At 52.9% G+C, this 16,250-nt stretch carries 14 protein-coding genes; 13 read left to right on the plus strand and 1 reads right to left on the minus strand.

Annotated features, from left to right (window positions below; all coding sequences use genetic code 11):
• The first annotated feature begins 67 nt into the window (after positions 1-67).
• The 4 genes from SNR34_RS03635 to SNR34_RS03650 all read left to right on the plus strand — a co-directional run bounded on the left by SNR34_RS03635 (position 68) and on the right by SNR34_RS03650 (position 2,974).
• On the plus strand, positions 68-949 hold the full coding sequence (locus tag SNR34_RS03635) for a M15 family metallopeptidase (RefSeq protein ID WP_486181164.1): 882 nt from the start codon (positions 68-70) through the stop codon (positions 947-949).
• A 35-nt stretch (positions 950-984) separates the two neighbouring features.
• Positions 985-1,530: a VanZ family protein gene (locus SNR34_RS03640; protein WP_236420801.1), complete on the plus strand. Its 546-nt coding sequence runs from the start codon at positions 985-987 to the stop codon at positions 1,528-1,530.
• 678 nt (positions 1,531-2,208) lie between these two features.
• Positions 2,209-2,628, plus strand: a complete 420-nt coding sequence (locus tag SNR34_RS03645) for a hypothetical protein (protein WP_343262401.1) — start codon at positions 2,209-2,211, stop codon at positions 2,626-2,628.
• Positions 2,629-2,659: 31 nt separating this feature from the next.
• Complete coding sequence (locus SNR34_RS03650; protein ID WP_343262400.1) at positions 2,660-2,974, plus strand: hypothetical protein; 315 nt, start codon at positions 2,660-2,662, stop codon at positions 2,972-2,974.
• A gap of 96 nt (positions 2,975-3,070) precedes the next feature.
• Here the strand turns inward: SNR34_RS03650 and acnA are convergent, their stop codons facing one another.
• Entirely contained in the window at positions 3,071-5,785 is a 2,715-nt protein-coding gene (gene acnA, locus SNR34_RS03655; protein ID WP_236420804.1) for an aconitate hydratase AcnA, read from the minus strand.
• A 362-nt stretch (positions 5,786-6,147) separates the two neighbouring features.
• On the opposite strand from acnA, the gene SNR34_RS03660 reads away from it, so the two are divergent.
• The 9 genes from SNR34_RS03660 to SNR34_RS03700 all read left to right on the plus strand — a co-directional run bounded on the left by SNR34_RS03660 (position 6,148) and on the right by SNR34_RS03700 (position 16,206).
• Entirely contained in the window at positions 6,148-7,149 is a 1,002-nt protein-coding gene (locus tag SNR34_RS03660; RefSeq protein ID WP_486181165.1) for an amidase domain-containing protein, read from the plus strand.
• A 126-nt stretch (positions 7,150-7,275) separates the two neighbouring features.
• Positions 7,276-8,376 (plus strand): D-alanine--D-alanine ligase, encoded by a 1,101-nt coding sequence (locus SNR34_RS03665; RefSeq protein ID WP_236420806.1) that lies wholly within the window; start codon positions 7,276-7,278, stop codon positions 8,374-8,376.
• A 26-nt stretch (positions 8,377-8,402) separates the two neighbouring features.
• The gene (locus SNR34_RS03670; protein ID WP_236420807.1) at positions 8,403-8,726 is read left to right on the plus strand and encodes a hypothetical protein; all 324 of its coding nucleotides are present in this window, start codon (positions 8,403-8,405) and stop codon (positions 8,724-8,726) included.
• Positions 8,727-8,874: 148 nt separating this feature from the next.
• Positions 8,875-9,876, plus strand: coding sequence for a UV DNA damage repair endonuclease UvsE (gene uvsE / locus SNR34_RS03675; protein ID WP_486181166.1), 1,002 nt, complete (start codon positions 8,875-8,877; stop codon positions 9,874-9,876).
• A 107-nt stretch (positions 9,877-9,983) separates the two neighbouring features.
• The gene (locus SNR34_RS03680; protein ID WP_438286895.1) at positions 9,984-10,847 is read left to right on the plus strand and encodes an inositol monophosphatase family protein; all 864 of its coding nucleotides are present in this window, start codon (positions 9,984-9,986) and stop codon (positions 10,845-10,847) included.
• Positions 10,848-10,879: 32 nt separating this feature from the next.
• Positions 10,880-11,164 carry a hypothetical protein gene (locus SNR34_RS03685; RefSeq protein WP_343262399.1) on the plus strand — a complete coding sequence of 95 codons (285 nt, stop codon included), beginning with the start codon at positions 10,880-10,882 and terminating at the stop codon, positions 11,162-11,164.
• A gap of 182 nt (positions 11,165-11,346) precedes the next feature.
• On the plus strand, positions 11,347-12,660 hold the full coding sequence (locus SNR34_RS03690) for an SGNH/GDSL hydrolase family protein (protein ID WP_486181167.1): 1,314 nt from the start codon (positions 11,347-11,349) through the stop codon (positions 12,658-12,660).
• Positions 12,661-12,893: 233 nt separating this feature from the next.
• Entirely contained in the window at positions 12,894-14,678 is a 1,785-nt protein-coding gene (locus SNR34_RS03695) for a sensor histidine kinase (protein WP_486181168.1), read from the plus strand.
• A complete protein-coding gene (locus SNR34_RS03700) occupies positions 14,653-16,206 on the plus strand; it encodes a response regulator (RefSeq protein ID WP_486181169.1) in 1,554 nt (517 codons plus the stop codon). Before SNR34_RS03695 ends, SNR34_RS03700 begins: the two co-directional genes overlap by 26 nt.
• The last annotated feature ends 44 nt before the right edge of the window (positions 16,207-16,250 follow it).

Consider the following 16,250-nt stretch of genomic DNA (forward strand, 5'->3'; position numbering starts at 1 on the left):
TTTGCCGCACTTTTTCTTAAATTGTTTCCACTATTCTTGGTATTACGAGAGAAGGGGGAACAACGTAATGAAAAAGTGGGGCTTTTTGATCGTCCTGATTGCGCTGGGGTATATTTTTCTTCGCTCTTCCGTGGCGATGCCCGACCCGGATCAAACGGGAGTGCCCGTCATGGAGCTGGGAGAAGCCGTGGACGGCTGGAGTGCTCCTGGACGGGAGATAACCCTGGATTTGCGGAACGACGTTTATCAAGGGGACTTGCTGCTCGTGAACAAGGAATATCCGGTACATGCCGAAGGCGTGCGTAAGGATATTGTCCGTTTGGCGGACGAGCGTGACTTGGATCGAGGATACGGGATTCTTGATCGGGACATTCAGCTGTCGCGCAAGGTGGCGGAGGCGTTCCGGCAGATGGTTGAAGCAGCGGGAGAAGAGGGTGTGAGGTATTTCCTGATCAGCAGCGGCTACCGGGGGTTCGATAAACAACAACAACTCTATGAGGAAAAGGGTTCCGATTACGCGCTTCCCGCCGGTCACAGCGAGCATAACCTGGGCCTTTCGCTGGATATCGGCTCGTCGCTGGGTGCGATGAGTGAAGCGCCAGAGGGTGCATGGCTGCAGGAAAACGCGTGGAAATACGGCTTCATTCTGCGGTACCCCAAGGATAAGGTGAACATCACGGGCATTCAATATGAACCATGGCACTTTCGATATGTAGGGCTCCCGCATAGCGCGATCATGCACCACAAAGACCTTGTGCTGGAGCAGTATCTGGAGCTGCTTCGGGAAGAGAAACGGATTGGGGTCGAATTGGATGGCAAACGTTATAGCGTAAGTTATTATCCGGCCACGTCGAATGCCAAAGTGTTCATTCCCGAGAAGGGCGAATATGAGATATCGGGGGATAACATGGATGGCGTCATTGTGACGACCAGCAACGAAGAGCAGTAGAGCCGACATGAACGCAAGGTAAGGAGGTTGCAGAGATGAACGCAAAAGGATGGCACATCAAGATCATATGGGGAGCGGCTCTGTTTCTGTACCTGGTCGTATTGCTGAAACTGATCTTGTTCAAAGGAGGGGCGATCGATTTGAAGCATGTTGCGGTTCAGGTTATGGAGACGGTCAGGCGGCCGGATTTGCTGCACACCCGGTCCATGAATCTGGTACCGTTTCGGCAAATCGCGCAGGAATGGCACCAACTGTCATTGCATCATCCGGCTTCCGCCCTGAATCTGATCGGCAATGTCCTGGCTTTTGTGCCGCTGGGGATTTTCCTTTCTTTTATGCCGGGCGCGAAAAGGCTGTTCACGGCACTGCTCGCTTGCACGTTGCCGCTGCTGCTGAGTTTGGCGTTCGAGGTAACGCAGTTGCTGACAGGCATGGGTGTTTTCGACGTAGACGACCTGATCCTGAACAGCTTCGGCGGGGCGGCAGGTTATATGATTGCCGGAACGCTTGCGGCAATGGGGTCTGTTGTGCTTTCGTTAAGCAAGGTTGATGCCGGTGCGAAGAAATACAAGGAAACATAGGGCGCGATTGGACTTGTCGATACAGCCAAGTCAGACACATAAAAACATTGGGTGCAGGAGTTCGAACCTGTTTTCGGACAAATGGACTCTTGCACATGTTTGAACGATATTTAAATACCAAAAAGAAGCCCATGCTTGCGTTGCGTGAGCTTCTTTTTGGTGCAGGGGACGGATTTCCTGCTACTGCATCGTCATACTACATTGGAGCTGATATGGTTGGCCTTCTGCATAGGTCCGTAAGGTCGGGCTGCGCGAGGGGATGGGTTGTTTTTTCCAGGAGAGAGCAGCTTATATGGCGAAATGGTAGATGCACCGCATGGACGCCACATACTAACGTCAGGTATGAACGCCGATTACGTAACGAACCTGAAGATTGCTTATTGGGGTGAATTGGCAAGCAAATCAGACCTAACGAATCGTAGACACGTTATTTCCTTGAAGTGGTTTGCAGAATGCTGCTTTGACGTGAAATAGGGTGTCTGAGGTTCATTAGACGTGGATGGAAGCAAAATTCGTGTATATAAGGTGTCTGGGTTTCGTTAGAATACGTGGCGGCTGTTAGCGGAACTTTTGCATGAAAGACGGGTATGATCAGAGGTGCGTTTCAACATGATACATATTTATTTTTATCTGCCACCATTAGTAGGATCGTGGACAGAAGGGGAGTGATTGTTAGGAATGGCATCCAAAGGAGAAGCATTGTATTTGGTGGCACAACGTTGCGCCACGAAGATGAGAAATATCATCAGCATTGAACATGAAATTGCGGCAGCTGCGGGAGGTACGCCGGATAAAGAGACGGTGGATCGATTGGAAAATGAAAAAGATCAACTATTGCAATCCTCAACACTTGAAGAGTTAGTGGCCATGAGAACAGTAATGATTGTTGGGGAGTCCGAGAGAGGAAGACGTTTGTTCCCGGGAACGGACAACATCGAAATTATCCATCTGCCGATCGAATTATCAGAACATGAGCTTATGGAAAAATATTCACGCTATCTCGCATTCAAAACGAGGGAAGAGTTGTTTTACGTGCTTTCGCGGCGTACGGATATATCCATTTGTTTCCGAGAGGGCATGGACATATTGAAATTGTGATTACGCCAGATCAGCAGGGGAGGCCGACAAAGTGATCCTGAAAATTATCGTATATGGCATGCATTCGTACTACTATCATGTACCAGAACAATATGCGGAATATATCCCGGATTGGATATCTGAATTTCACAGTTTTCTAAATACCTTGGAATACAAGCATCAGTTCTCTGAGTATACGGAGATGGTTGAAGAGGATGGTAGCATTTCTTTTGCAGGCTTCGTCCGAGTATATGGTGCCGAAGATTTTGTGGACTGGGCAAACGTTGAGAAGATCAATCAAAGAGGTTTATATTCCATAGAAGCTCCACCAAATGATGAGCATGTCGATTGGACCTTTCATTTTTGACTCGTCAAAGAAACATAAATAAGCTCCCCACTTCGTATGGTTGTACGAAATGGGGAGCTTTGTAATATTCATTACAAGCATGAATGTTTTACAGCATTAACCTTTTTTCATCATTTGACGCAGCACCGTTTGCAGGATGCCGCCGTTATGGTAGTAATCCACGTCAACCATGCTGTCGAGACGGGCAATTACGGTGAAGTGGAACTGGGTTCCGTCTTCGCGGGTAACGTTAACCGTCAGTTCTTCTCCTGGTTTCACGTCATTGCTCAGACCTGTGATGTCATATGTCTCACGTCCGTTCAGACCGAGGCTGGACCAGCTTTGGCCTTCCTGGAATTGCAGCGGCATTACGCCCATGCCCACCAGGTTGCTGCGGTGGATACGCTCAAAGCTCTCAGCGATGACGGCTTTGACGCCGAGCAAGAAGGTGCCTTTCGCCGCCCAGTCGCGTGAACTTCCCGTACCGTACTCTTTACCTGCGATAACGATCAGGTTCTGTCCTTCGTCCTGATACTTCATGGAAGCATCGTAGATGGACATTTCCTCATCCGTAGGCAAGTATTTCGTAATACCGCCTTCTGTTCCAGGAGCAACCTGGTTGCGGATTCGGATGTTGGCGAACGTACCACGCATCATGACTTCATGGTTACCACGGCGGGAGCCGTAGGAGTTGAAGTCTTTGCGTTCCACGCCATGGTCTTTCAGATACAGTCCGGCCGGGCTGGATGGAGCGATATTCCCCGCAGGGGAGATGTGGTCCGTCGTTACGGAGTCACCGAGCAATGCCATAACGCGTGCGGAACGGATATCCGAAATGTCGGTCAGCGTATCGCCAAGATTTTGGAAGAACGGCGGGTTCTGGATGTACGTGGAGTTCGGGTCCCACTCGTACAATTCGCCTTCCGGTACGGAGATCCGGTTCCAGCGCTCGTTTGCCGTAAATACGTTCTCGTATTTGCTGCGGAACATATCGGCGTTCAGAGAGCTTGCGATCGCATCCTTGATTTCCTGGGAGCTAGGCCACAGGTCTTTCAGGAAGACCGGCTCGTTGTTTGTGTCATAACCGATCGGATCGGTTTCGAAGTCGATGTTCACCGTTCCGGCCAATGCGTAAGCTACAACAAGCGGCGGCGAAGCCAGATAGTTGGCTTTGACTTGAGCGTGAACGCGTCCTTCGAAGTTACGGTTACCGGACAATACCGCCGCTACCGTCATGTCGTTCTCGGCGATCGCTTCGCTGACTTCGTCCGGAAGCGGACCGGAGTTCCCGATGCAAGTTGCGCAGCCGTATCCGGCAACGTTGAATCCGAGCTTATCGAGGTATTCGATCAGGCCCGCTTTTTCCAGGTACTCCGTTACGACGAGGGAACCTGGCGTCAAGCTGCTTTTTACGTAACCTGGTTTGGTCAGGCCGCGTTCAACCGCTTTTTTCGCCAGCAATCCTGCACCGAGCATAACGCTAGGGTTGGATGTGTTCGTGCAGCTTGTGATCGCCGCGATAACCACCGCACCTGTAGTCAGCTCGCTGGAAGAACCGTCCGGATGTTTCACAGGTACCTTTTGCGCGATCTTCTCTTCGGTCAGGCCATATCCGCCTTTGTCGATCGGCGTGCGGATGATGCTGTTGAAGCCTTCCTTCATTTGAGTCAGCTCAATGCGGTCTTGCGGACGCTTAGGTCCGGCAAGGCTCGGCACGACGGAGGCAAGGTCGAGCTCGATGACATCGGTAAACACAGGATCAGCCGTGCTGTCCGTGCGGAACATGCCTTGAGCTTTGTAGTATGCTTCCACGAGTTCAACCTGTTCGTCGGAACGGCCCGTGCTGCGCAGGTAGTTCAGCGTTTCGCTGTCAACCGGGAAGAAACCGATCGTTGCGCCGTATTCCGGTGCCATGTTGGCTACCGTTGCACGGTCTGCAAGACTGATGTTGGCAAGACCAGGTCCGTAGAACTCGACGAATTTGCCGACAACGCCTTTTTTACGCAGCATTTGCGTTACGGTCAGTGCCAGATCCGTTGCCGTTGCGCCTTCGCTCAGGCTGCCTGTCAGTTTGAACCCGATAACGTCAGGTGTTACAAAGTAGAGCGGTTGGCCCAGCATGCCTGCCTCGGCCTCGATTCCGCCGACACCCCAACCAACAACGCCAAGCCCGTTGATCATGGTGGTGTGGGAATCCGTACCTACGAGGGAGTCAGGGAATACAAGCGTTTCGCCGTCAACCGTTTTCGTTGCAGCTACGGATGCGAGATACTCCAGGTTGACCTGGTGAACGATCCCTGTGGATGGTGGAACGGCACGGAAGTTGTTGAAAGCCGTTTGCGCCCAACGCAGGAAACGGTAACGCTCTTCGTTGCGCTCGAACTCGACTTTAATGTTGTAGTCCAGCGCGTCGTTCGTACCGAAAGCGTCAACCATGACGGAGTGGTCGATGACGAGGTCAACCGGAACGAGCGGGTTGATTTGTTTAGGGTCTCCGCCTGCTTTTTTCACGGTGTCGCGCATGGCTGCAAGATCCACGACCACCGGCACGCCGGTGAAGTCCTGCAGGACGATCCGTGCAGGGATGAAAGGGATTTCCTTATTATTGTCACGGCCTTCTGCCCAGCCGGTCAATTGTTTGACATGGTCTTCGGTAATGGCACGTCCATCGAATTGGCGAACGGCTGCTTCGAGCAGCACTTTAATGGAGAAAGGCAGCTTGGAAAGATCGCCGTGGCCATTTTCCTGAAGAGCATCGAGACTGTAGTAGCGGTAAGATTTGCCTCCGACCTCAAGACTGCGGGCGGCGGAGAAATGATTCTTGGCTGACATACATGTACCTCCTTCAAATGTGCGATGCGATGAAGTTGAACGTTCATTCAGCGGAAACAGGCCTTCATCCATCCATGCTTCCGGTTGGTAGTTTCATTAGATGAAACACAATTTCAAAATCGTAACTTTAGTTCTAAGTATACCGTTTTCACCTCTCCACGTAAAGGGCTTTTTGCCCGCAGCATCAGGTCCGCAAAAAGAATGTATGCGTTTTCCGCATGGAGGCTGGGAGCTTTGCCCATCGATGAATTCGCATTGATCCAAACATACAACGACACGTCCTTTCATATAGATGGAAGAAAGTATGTGTGCAAGCCGGGCGGTGCATATCCCGGAGCAGAACAGCCAAAGGGGGGCTAGGCTTGGAACGCGAATGGAAGAGTGCTTTATATGCTTACGTGAACGAATACAACCGATGCGAGATCGATCACCGTGCCTTGAAAGGCGAGCAGGTCGTGATTGACGCGATATTTAGGGCGGAACGCGAAGAACGCATGGCCAGGCTGGAGGATTGGTATCGGACGCGCCGTGCCGTTCCTCTTCGCGGCGAAACCAGCGCCAAACTGGTGCGCACGGTGTCCGAGAGCCCGGAGGAGTCCGTGGTGGATGTGCAGCTGTACGTCAGGCTGTTTTATGCCAAAGAAGGCATTACCCATCGGGATGAACGGATCGAAAGGGAGAGGCTGACCTTTCAGCGGCATAACGGCAAGTGGGTAATTGCCCGCGTCGAACGGGAAGTTTCGGAACGCCATCCTGTCGGGGACAAGGTACCCTACCATCATGCCGATTTGCAGTCGCTCAATCTCCCCTTATTGAATCGGGAGGTGCTGGGACAAGGCAGAGGGGGCGTAACCAAACAGCGGGAGTATCGGAGGGATCTGGCCGTAGCCTATGCCGACCAATGGTGGAATTCAATCAATCCGGCTTATGAAGAGTTCGAGGTGGACTGCACCAATTATGTGTCCCAATGTCTCTTTGCAGGGGGAGCACCCATCAACTATACTGGTAAAAGGGAATCGGGCTGGTGGTATAAGGGCTATGTCAACGGCTCGGAAATGTGGAGCTACAGTTGGACGGTATCGAACGCTTTGGAACGATATTTGACCCATAGCACGCGGGGGTTGACCGCAACGGTGGTCGAACGTCCCGAACAGCTGCAGCTCGGGGACGTCGTCCTTTATGATTGGGACGGCGACGGCCGTTACCAGCACAGCACCATCGTCACCGCATTTGACGCGGGCGGCATGCCGCTGGTCAATGCGCATACGGTTGCCAGCCGCCACCGTTTCTGGGATTACCGGGATTCCTACGCCTGGACCGAACGCACGACGTATCGGCTTTTCCATATTGACAGCGTATTTTAAGCAGGGAAAAGATGCTGCGGATGCGGTGACGGAAACATCCAGGTCCGTTTAAAATATCTATTAGAATAACAACGATGCAGGGAATGCAAACTTAACGCATCGCGCACAGACAATCGGAGGTTACGCATGAGCATGGATAAATTGACAGTTGGCGTCGTTTACGGCGGAAAATCGGGAGAGCACGAGGTTTCGCTGCAGACGGCGTTTGCTGTAACGAACGCGTTTGATTATGAAAAATACGAGTTGGTTCCTTTCTATATTTCGAAGCAGGGATCATGGAAAAAAGGACCGGTGATGCACGCGCCTTTCAAACAAATCGAGGATCTGAAGCTGGAGGAGGCTGCGGGAGGAACGAAAGAAGCGCTGAACGCGCTGTTCGGACGCCTTTACGGAGGAGATGAGACTATAGACGTCATGTTCCCGCTGCTTCACGGAACGTATGGCGAAGACGGCACGATCCAGGGCATGTTCGAAATGGCAGATATGCCTTATGTGGGGGCTGGCGTGCTCGCTTCGGCGGGCGGCATGGACAAAGTGGTCATGAAAAAGCTGTTTGCGCAAGCCGGCATTGACCAATGTGCCTTTACCTATTTTAATGCAACGCAATGGAAACAGTCCGAGCATGAGATGATGCTGCAGGTCGAAGACCAGCTGGGTTATCCGTGCTTCGTCAAACCGGCGAACCTGGGTTCCAGCGTGGGCATCTCCAAAGCGCGCAGCCGCGATGAGCTGAAACAGGCGGTCGAACTTGCGCTGCGTTATGATACCAAAGTGGTGATCGAAGAGTTCGTCGATGCGCGCGAGGTAGAAGTCAGCGTGCTCGGAAATGACGAACCGATGGCATCCGTGCCAGGGGAAATCGTCTCTTCCGGCGAATATTATGACTATGCCGCCAAATACATCGACGGACAATCGCAGATGCTGATCCCGGCTCCGCTGGATCCGGAAGCTGCCGATCGTGTCCGCGAAGCGGCACTGCAGGCGTTCCGCGCCATCGAAGGCAGCGGCATCACCCGCGCGGACTTTTTCATCCGCCGATCGGACGGGGCGCTGCTGATCAATGAAGTCAACACCATGCCCGGATTCACGCCGTATAGCATGTATCCACTGTTATGGCGGGAGACCGGCGTTTCCTATGCCGAGCTGCTGGACCGCATGATCGAGCTTGCCCTTGAACGTTACAAGAACAGACAGGCGCTCCAATTCGAGAGCGGCGTGAACGCATAACCTCAACCGAAAAGGAGAAATGTGGGATGGGCTTCCAGACAGAATTCAATTCCGTATGCAAATTCAAAAGCGAGCAGGAGCTGTTCGAGCTGCTGGAATACGGCCGCGGCAAAATGGTGAAGCAGGGCTTCCGGGTATTTCCCACCGGACAGAAGGTCATCGCCTATACCCCCGATAACGTGGCCGTAGCCATCGTCAAAATTTTGGCTTCCATTGCCGAAATCAACTTTCAGGGCCAGGAAGTGACGGAAGTCGAAATGCAGCTGATCCGCAAACTGACCGAAGAGGAATCGCGTATCCAGACGGCCCTTGCCGACGAGATGTTTTTCGGGGAGCACGCTCAGGACTAGCCGCAGATGAACTCCGTTTTTTCATCACCGGAAAAGGGAGAGATTAGCGTCCTCGTTTTAGGGTAAAACTTGGAGGTATACAGAGGAGGCATTGACGGCCTTCCATACCATTGAGTTATTTACCCCTGAACGAGAGGAAGGACGCTGCATGCTTGTACGTTTTGGATATGTGGCCATGTCCGTCATCGTCGAGAATGCGTCCCCTTCCCGCACGATGACGATGGCCAGCTTCAACAAAATCGGGGACCGGGAAGCAGCGATACGCAAACTGGAGCGCATTGCGGCCGAGAACCTTCACAATACGCTGCGTTTGCTCAGACACAACAAGGCAAGCCGTATTCATGTTTACCGTTTCTCCTCCAAGCTGATCCCGCTGGCCACCCATGAGGATTTGAGCGACTGGGACCCGTTTCCGGCGCTGACGCATGAGTTCTCTGCCATTGGAGAGTTTGTGAAGGAGAACGGCATGCGCGTATCCTTTCATCCGGATCATTTTACGGTGCTGAGCACGCCGCGCAAGGAAGTGCTTCGCAACTCCGTTCGCGATCTGCGCCATCATGTTCGGATGTTTGAGGCCATGGGATTGGATGCAACCGCCAAAAACAACATCCATATCGGCGGCGCTTATGGGGACAAACTTGCGTCGGCCGAGCGCTTTAAGCAGCATTTCATGGAGTTGGACCCGGACATCCGGCAGAGGATCACGCTTGAGAACGACGATAAAACGTTCAATGCTCCCGAGACGCTTGCCGTTTGCCAAACGCTGGGCGTACCTATGGTGCTCGACATTCATCATCAATGGGTGAACAACCAGGGCGAGAAGCCTTGGGAGCTGTGGCCAGGCGTGTTGGAGACATGGCAGACGCCGCTGGCCCAAGCAGATGCCCCGGCGGACCGGCCTTTGCCTCCCAAAATCCACGTCTCGAGTCCCAAGAGCGAGAAGGACCCTCGCGGCCATGCCGATGGCGTGGAGTTGGATCCTTTGCTGACGTTTTTGCGCCATATTGCCGCACATACCCCTGCCCTTGACGTCATGATTGAAGCCAAACGCAAGGATGAAGCGCTGCTTCAACTGATGCAGAAGCTGGCAGCCCTTCAGGAAGAGGGGATCGAGTGGGTGGACGAGTCTACCGTCATCATACGTCCATAACGCGAAAAGAGGCCTGGGCGGCAAGAAACTTTGCGAACTGCGGGGCGTATACTTTTAACAAGACTATTATAGGTTTGCAGATTGATATAGAAAGTAGAGTGAACGCTTTGAATGAGAAGGAAAAAACGCCTTATGTCGTGACAAGCAAGAGCTATACTGCCGTGGCGATCAACGCCGCATCCAAGGCCGGAGAATGGATCAAGAGCCGTCTTGGCACGGTTGCCGAGCCTGGCACCAAATATTCACCGCAGGACTTGGTGACAGAGGTGGATAAAGGCGCAGAGCAGATGATTCGCCGGCTGATCCTGACGCACTTTCCCGATCATGCCATCTTGGGCGAGGAAGGTGTTGAACCGGGACCGGAGGCTTCGGCCAAAGCATTGAAAGAAGCGCAGGAGGAAGAATACCTGTGGATCGTCGACCCGGTGGACGGCACGACCAATTTCGTGCATGGTTTCCCGTTCTATTCGGTATCCATCGCCTTGGCCCATCGCGGAGAAGTGATCGTGGGAGTGATCTATGATCCCTCCCGTGACGAAATGTTCGTGGCGGAAAAAGGAAAAGGAGCCTACGTTCACGGTAACCGCATGAAAGTGTCGAATGAGCAGAACCTGGCCCAAAGTCTGATTGCCGTCGGCTTCCCAGCAGATCCTACATTTGCGCTGCCGCTGAACATGGCGGCAGTGCAGGCTCTTGCGCCTCAGGTACGCAACCTGCGCGCCGGCGGATCGGCCGCCCTGCATTTGGCATACGTTGCTGCAGGTCGTCTCAGCGCGTACACCGAAGTGGGGCTGAAACCGTGGGACATCGCGGCGGGGGCACTGCTCGTGGAAGAGTCCGGCGGCCGTGTGAGCGACACGATCGGAACGCCGTACCAGTTGTCCGTGAGTCATGTCGTGGCCAGCAATGGCGCCATTCACGATGCATTGACCGACGTGCTGAAGAAAGCACGCGCCACCGGTTTGGAATAATTAGACCGAATAAGAGAAAGGAGCGAAGAGCCATGGATGAATCCAAGGAGCTGGAGCAGCGATTGCGCGAGATGTTAACCGAAGGGGAGATGGAGGATTCCGACGATACGCGTGAGCGCGAGCGTCAGGTGCTTCCTCCCAAATATGAGGTTCGCATTCAGTTGGAACATGATCCGATCGTGGAAGAAACGTTGAAATATCGGAGCATTGCACGCGAAGTGGATGACCGCTACGATCGTTACCTGGAACGTGCGGATGGCAGCAAACGAAATTCCGCTCATAAAACCACATCGGGGGAGCCCAAGAAGGGTTCTTGAGCCTGGTTCAAATGAAGCAACATGAAGGACAGACTTTCTCTTATGGGAAAGTCTGTTCTTTGGCGTGTTAAGCTTTTGGCGACAGGACTATTAAATAATGATAGAATCGATATATTGGAAAATGGGGCCATGATGGCCTCAACCTGGCACGTCTTTATTCTGAAAAGGAGTGGGATCCGAGAATGAAACATACACGTACATGGAGATACACGGCCGCCGGTATTACAGCGAGCATGCTGGCAGGGGTGCTGCTCTTCTCCTCTTCTTCCGCACCGGCATACGCTGCCGCTGCCAATGGGAACGGGAATGCATCCGGGCAGGCAGTAAGCGCAAAAAGCAGCACCGCTGCGGTCGCAGAACCTTTCCGCATCGTCACATTAGGGGATTCCATTACGGTAGGGTACGAACCTAATTTGAAAGACCTTCCATACGGTTACGTGGAACGTCTGCAAGAGCAAGGGTTGCTTCACGGACGTACGCAGACCGACAATTTTGGCATTGCCGGACTGAAGAGCACTGGACTGAAAAACTTCGTCTCCGCGATTCGCACTGGCCAAGCGATCTCTTCGGAGGCGATTCAACCGAGCTTGGCTGATCCGCGCGCAGGACAGATCGGAGCCAACGTTTCTGCCATTCGCGAGAGTCTGGCACAAGCGGATCTCGTGGCCATTACGATTGGCGGCAACGACGTTTCCGAGCTGCTCGGAACGGCGGATAAGCTGGACAACGAGGAATTGGAAGCCAGAGTGAAGGAACTGCTTGCCGCGTATACCAGCAATGTGAATGCGGTAATTCAGGATATCCATACGCTTAACCCGGATGTTCGCATCGTAATCGCGGATCAGTATCAGCCGATGCCCGAAATCGGGGGCAAAGCGTTGTATGCCAAACTGATGGAGGCGGCTGCCGGTTTTACGACGACCATTGATGGGATTGCGGCCCAATCCGTCAGCGATGGCATCGATGTCAAGGTGGCTCACGTCGCGAAGGAATTCGTCGGCGGTGAAGGCACGATGACACATATGATCAAAGATCGCGATTTCCATCCGAACCAGTTTGGCTATGAAGCCATTGCCAAGGTGTTCGCCGAAACGATCTGGGGCGATTACACCAAGCTGACCGCCCCGACGTCGGGTCAACCGATGAACATTATCGTGAGCGGCAAACTGCTGGATACCCCGTACAAACCGATCAATCGCGACGGCAAAAACTATGTGGCGATCCAGGATATTGTGAATGCCGTGGGAGCCGCTACCGTGTGGGACAACAAAACGTCAACCGCAACGATTACATATGGCGAACGTAAGGTGGCCGTAAAAATCGGCGCGAGCACCGTTCAGGTTAACGGAGCGGCCGTTGCGGTGGATACGCCTGCATTCCTGAACAAGGTAGGCAAGGAGTCCAAAACGTACGTGCCGCTGGCGATGGTTGCCGAAGGTCTTGGTTTTGACGTGCAATACGTAGCGAAGTTGAAAACGGTATTTGTGAACCCATAATCGGCCTCAGAGCAGGAAAATCCATGTTGATCTTAGAATCGACATGGATTTTTTGCTGTTGGTCTATTTTTCGACCACACAGAGAATAACGCGTTTTTGTACGCCAGACTCAAAAAGTTGATTATTTATGTCTTGTCATTCGCTCATGGATGTGTAAATATGAAAATAAATTACAGTAAAGCGGAAAACATGCCAGATCACTGCACCCTTCTCCAATCAAAGGAGCGCTTTGAATGAGACAAATGAAGAACGCTTTCACGGCACTGCCCATTCACCACAAAACGATTCTTCTCATCGGATGTTTGATGCTGGTCAGCTTCACCTTCTATGTATCCGTCCTGAGTTACGTATTCAACATTTATGACCGCCAGATCTACGAGAAATCGTCCCAGGTCCTGAACATGTCTTCGGTGGGGATCGAAAACCAGCTGCGCGAAATCGCAAATCTGTCCTTCAAAGTGATGTCGGATGAACAACTGCAGCAGTACCTTCTGCAACTGGACAAGGCGGATACCGTGTATGCCCGAAATACGCTGCGCAAAAAAATTACGAACCGGCTCGTCGCGTATGCGGGTTCGGAGAAATACGTCTATTCCATGCTGTTTATCGATAACGACAACAATATCATGGCGGCAGGAAACCGGGAGGGCATCTCCAAAGATATGCAAACGGAGCTTGTCAGCCTTGGGGACAAACACGCCGGCTCCAATGCCTGGTACACGGGGGGAGATCGCCAGGCGAGACTGCTGTCCGTACGACAGGTGAAGTCATTCACCGGCGGGTTTACGCTGGAGAAGCTGGGCACCCTGATCATTCGCGTGCGGTTGGACCGGATCGTGCAGGACCAGATGCAGCACCCGGCCGAAGACTCGCAGCTCATGATCACGGATGGCAAAGAGGCCATATATCCGACGGAATCCACGGTGAGCGAGGAAGAAATCGCCGCCGAGCTTAACCGCACGCAGCCCTACGGCATTGCGACGTTCGAGCAGGGAAGGCATTTTGTGGCCCGCGCGAACTCTTCCTATACGAACTGGGTGTATTTGTACATGACCCCGTACGATCAGATGTTCAAGCAGATCCAATTTATTAAACAGCTGGTTACCGTCATTTTTATCGTGATTATGCTGACCGCATTGTTGGTCGGCGCAAAATTTTCCCGAAGCATTACCCAACCGATCGCCCAGCTGATCAAAAAAATGCGGAACATCGAAAAAGGCGATCTGGATAAACTGGAGGAAGCCGCTCTGGGAAACGTCCCCTTGTCGCCTCAGAACGAGGTCGGGCTTCTGCACCGAACGTTCAAAATGATGCTGCAGCGCATCCGGGAACTGATCGAGGAGAATTATGCGAAGCAGCTGGTCATTCGCGAAACGGAATTGAAAGCGCTTCAGGCGCAGATCAATCCCCATTTTTTGTACAACACGCTGGAGTCCATCAACTGGATGGCAAAGGTGCAGAAACAGACGCAAATTTCCGAAATGGTCGAAGCGCTCGGCTTTTTGCTGCGCAGCTCGGTCAACATGTCGGAGAAGTGGATTGCCCTGGAGAAGGAGCTGGACATCGTTCGCAGCTACGTGACGATCCAGCAAACACGATTTGAGGAAAGACTCGATTTCGACATGGATATTGCACCGGAGGTGACCACGGCCCGGATCCCGAAGCTGACGCTGCAGCCACTGGTGGAAAACGCGATCCATTATGCGCTTGAGCCGAGCATTGATCCATGCCAAATCCGGATCAGGGCCAAGGCTGAAGGGGATAAGGTCGTGATCGAGGTGCAGGATGACGGACCAGGCATGACGCCGGAATTCATGGAACGGCTGCAGGAAGGACGAATCAAAACGAGAGGGCAGGGCATCGGATTATCCAACATTCAGGAACGGATCAGGCTGACCTTCGGGGACGAAGGCGAGATGATCGTGAGCAGCAGACCCGGCTCGGGAACCGTAGTATCGATCAGAATACCTTGGATCAGGGAGGACGATGACGATGTACAAAGTGATGCTCGTAGATGATGAACGCGTAATTCTGGAAGGCATTTCCCAGGTCGTGGACTGGGCTGCGGCCGGTACGGAGCTGGTGGGTACCGCCAGGAACGGAGTGGAGGCATTGGACAAAATCGGTCGATCCCAACCGGATATCGTCATTACGGACATTTCGATGCCGGGACTGGACGGTCTTGGACTGATTGAGAAGGCAGCAGAGGAGTATCCAGGGGTCAGATTCATTATGCTGTCAGGATACAAAGAATTTGAATATGCGCGCAAAGCGATGCAGTTCGGGGTGAAGCACTACCTGCTAAAGCCCTGCAACGAAAATCAAATCCATGATGCATTGACAGAGCTTCTCCAGGAGCATCAAGACGCCCGGGCCAAGGAGCATGTGGCCGGCCAGATGGAGCAGCGTCTGCAGCGCGTGCTGCCGCATGTGAAAGAGCAGTTTCTGCTGGAATTCATGACCAACCGCACTTATGGCCCGGTGGATCTGGAATATTATCAGGAGCTGTTCAATCTGAAGCTGGAAGACCAGCAAGTAAGGCTGCTGCTGTTCCGGATTGTGGATGAGCATGATTATAGCCATCTGTTCGCGATTAAAAACATCGCCAGCGACCTGCTGCCTCACGCACAGCTCAGCACAACGATTGAAGGCAAGCTGCTTCTGCTCCTGAAAGACTCCGAGGGACTGGAGGCATTGAAGGACAGCATCGAAGAAGTGCGTGCCGCCTTCAAAAGGTTATACAAATTGGAAGTGACAGCTGCGCTCAGCGGGGCCGATCGCATGATCGAGTCCCGCCGCCTGTTCCGCGAAGCGCTGCAATGCCTGAATCATCGCTTTTTTCTGGGGGAAGGCAAGCTGATTACGACGGATGATCTGCATTTGGCCGGTGAAGGCGATGGTCTGCACGTCGAACAGGATGCGGATCGATTGTGCCAACTGATCAAGTCGGGCCATACCGAGGAAGTCCAGGCCGAGGTGGAGCGTCTGTTTGAACTGCTGGCCGGTCGCCAGCTCGAAATCGGCGTCACCCGATCTTACGTGCTGCAGCTGTATTCGGCCATGATCCATGTGTGCCCGCCGGAGGAAGCTGCAGAGTTTACCCAGCGCATGGCATCCTTGCCCGAAGTGGATACATTGCCCGGCCTGAAAGGGTTTGTAGCCGAAAGCGCGGCCAGGCTGACGAACGGTTATTATAAAAACCATATCTGCCGCCAATCCTCTGCCGTGGAAAAAATGATGGATATCGTAGACCGCCACTTCGGCGAAGCTGATCTGTCCCTGAACGGGGTGGCGCATCAGATGCTCTACATGAACCCGGATTATTTGGGCAAAATTTTCAAAAAAGTGACCGGAGAGAATTTCTCCAACTATGTGAACCGTTTGCGGATTGAACGGGCATGCGACCATATCCGCCGGGGCGGAGATGTGAAAGTATTCGAGCTGGCCGAACTGTTCGGCTTTGGCGGCAACTCGCAATATTTCAGTCAAGTGTTCAAAAAATGGACCGGCATGACTCCGACGGAATTTCGGAGAACTTGCATCTAACACGAGGCCAGCAAACGAATGTAGGCCATTTGTGGGAGGACGGA

Source organism: Paenibacillus sp. XP01, assembly GCF_057364885.1.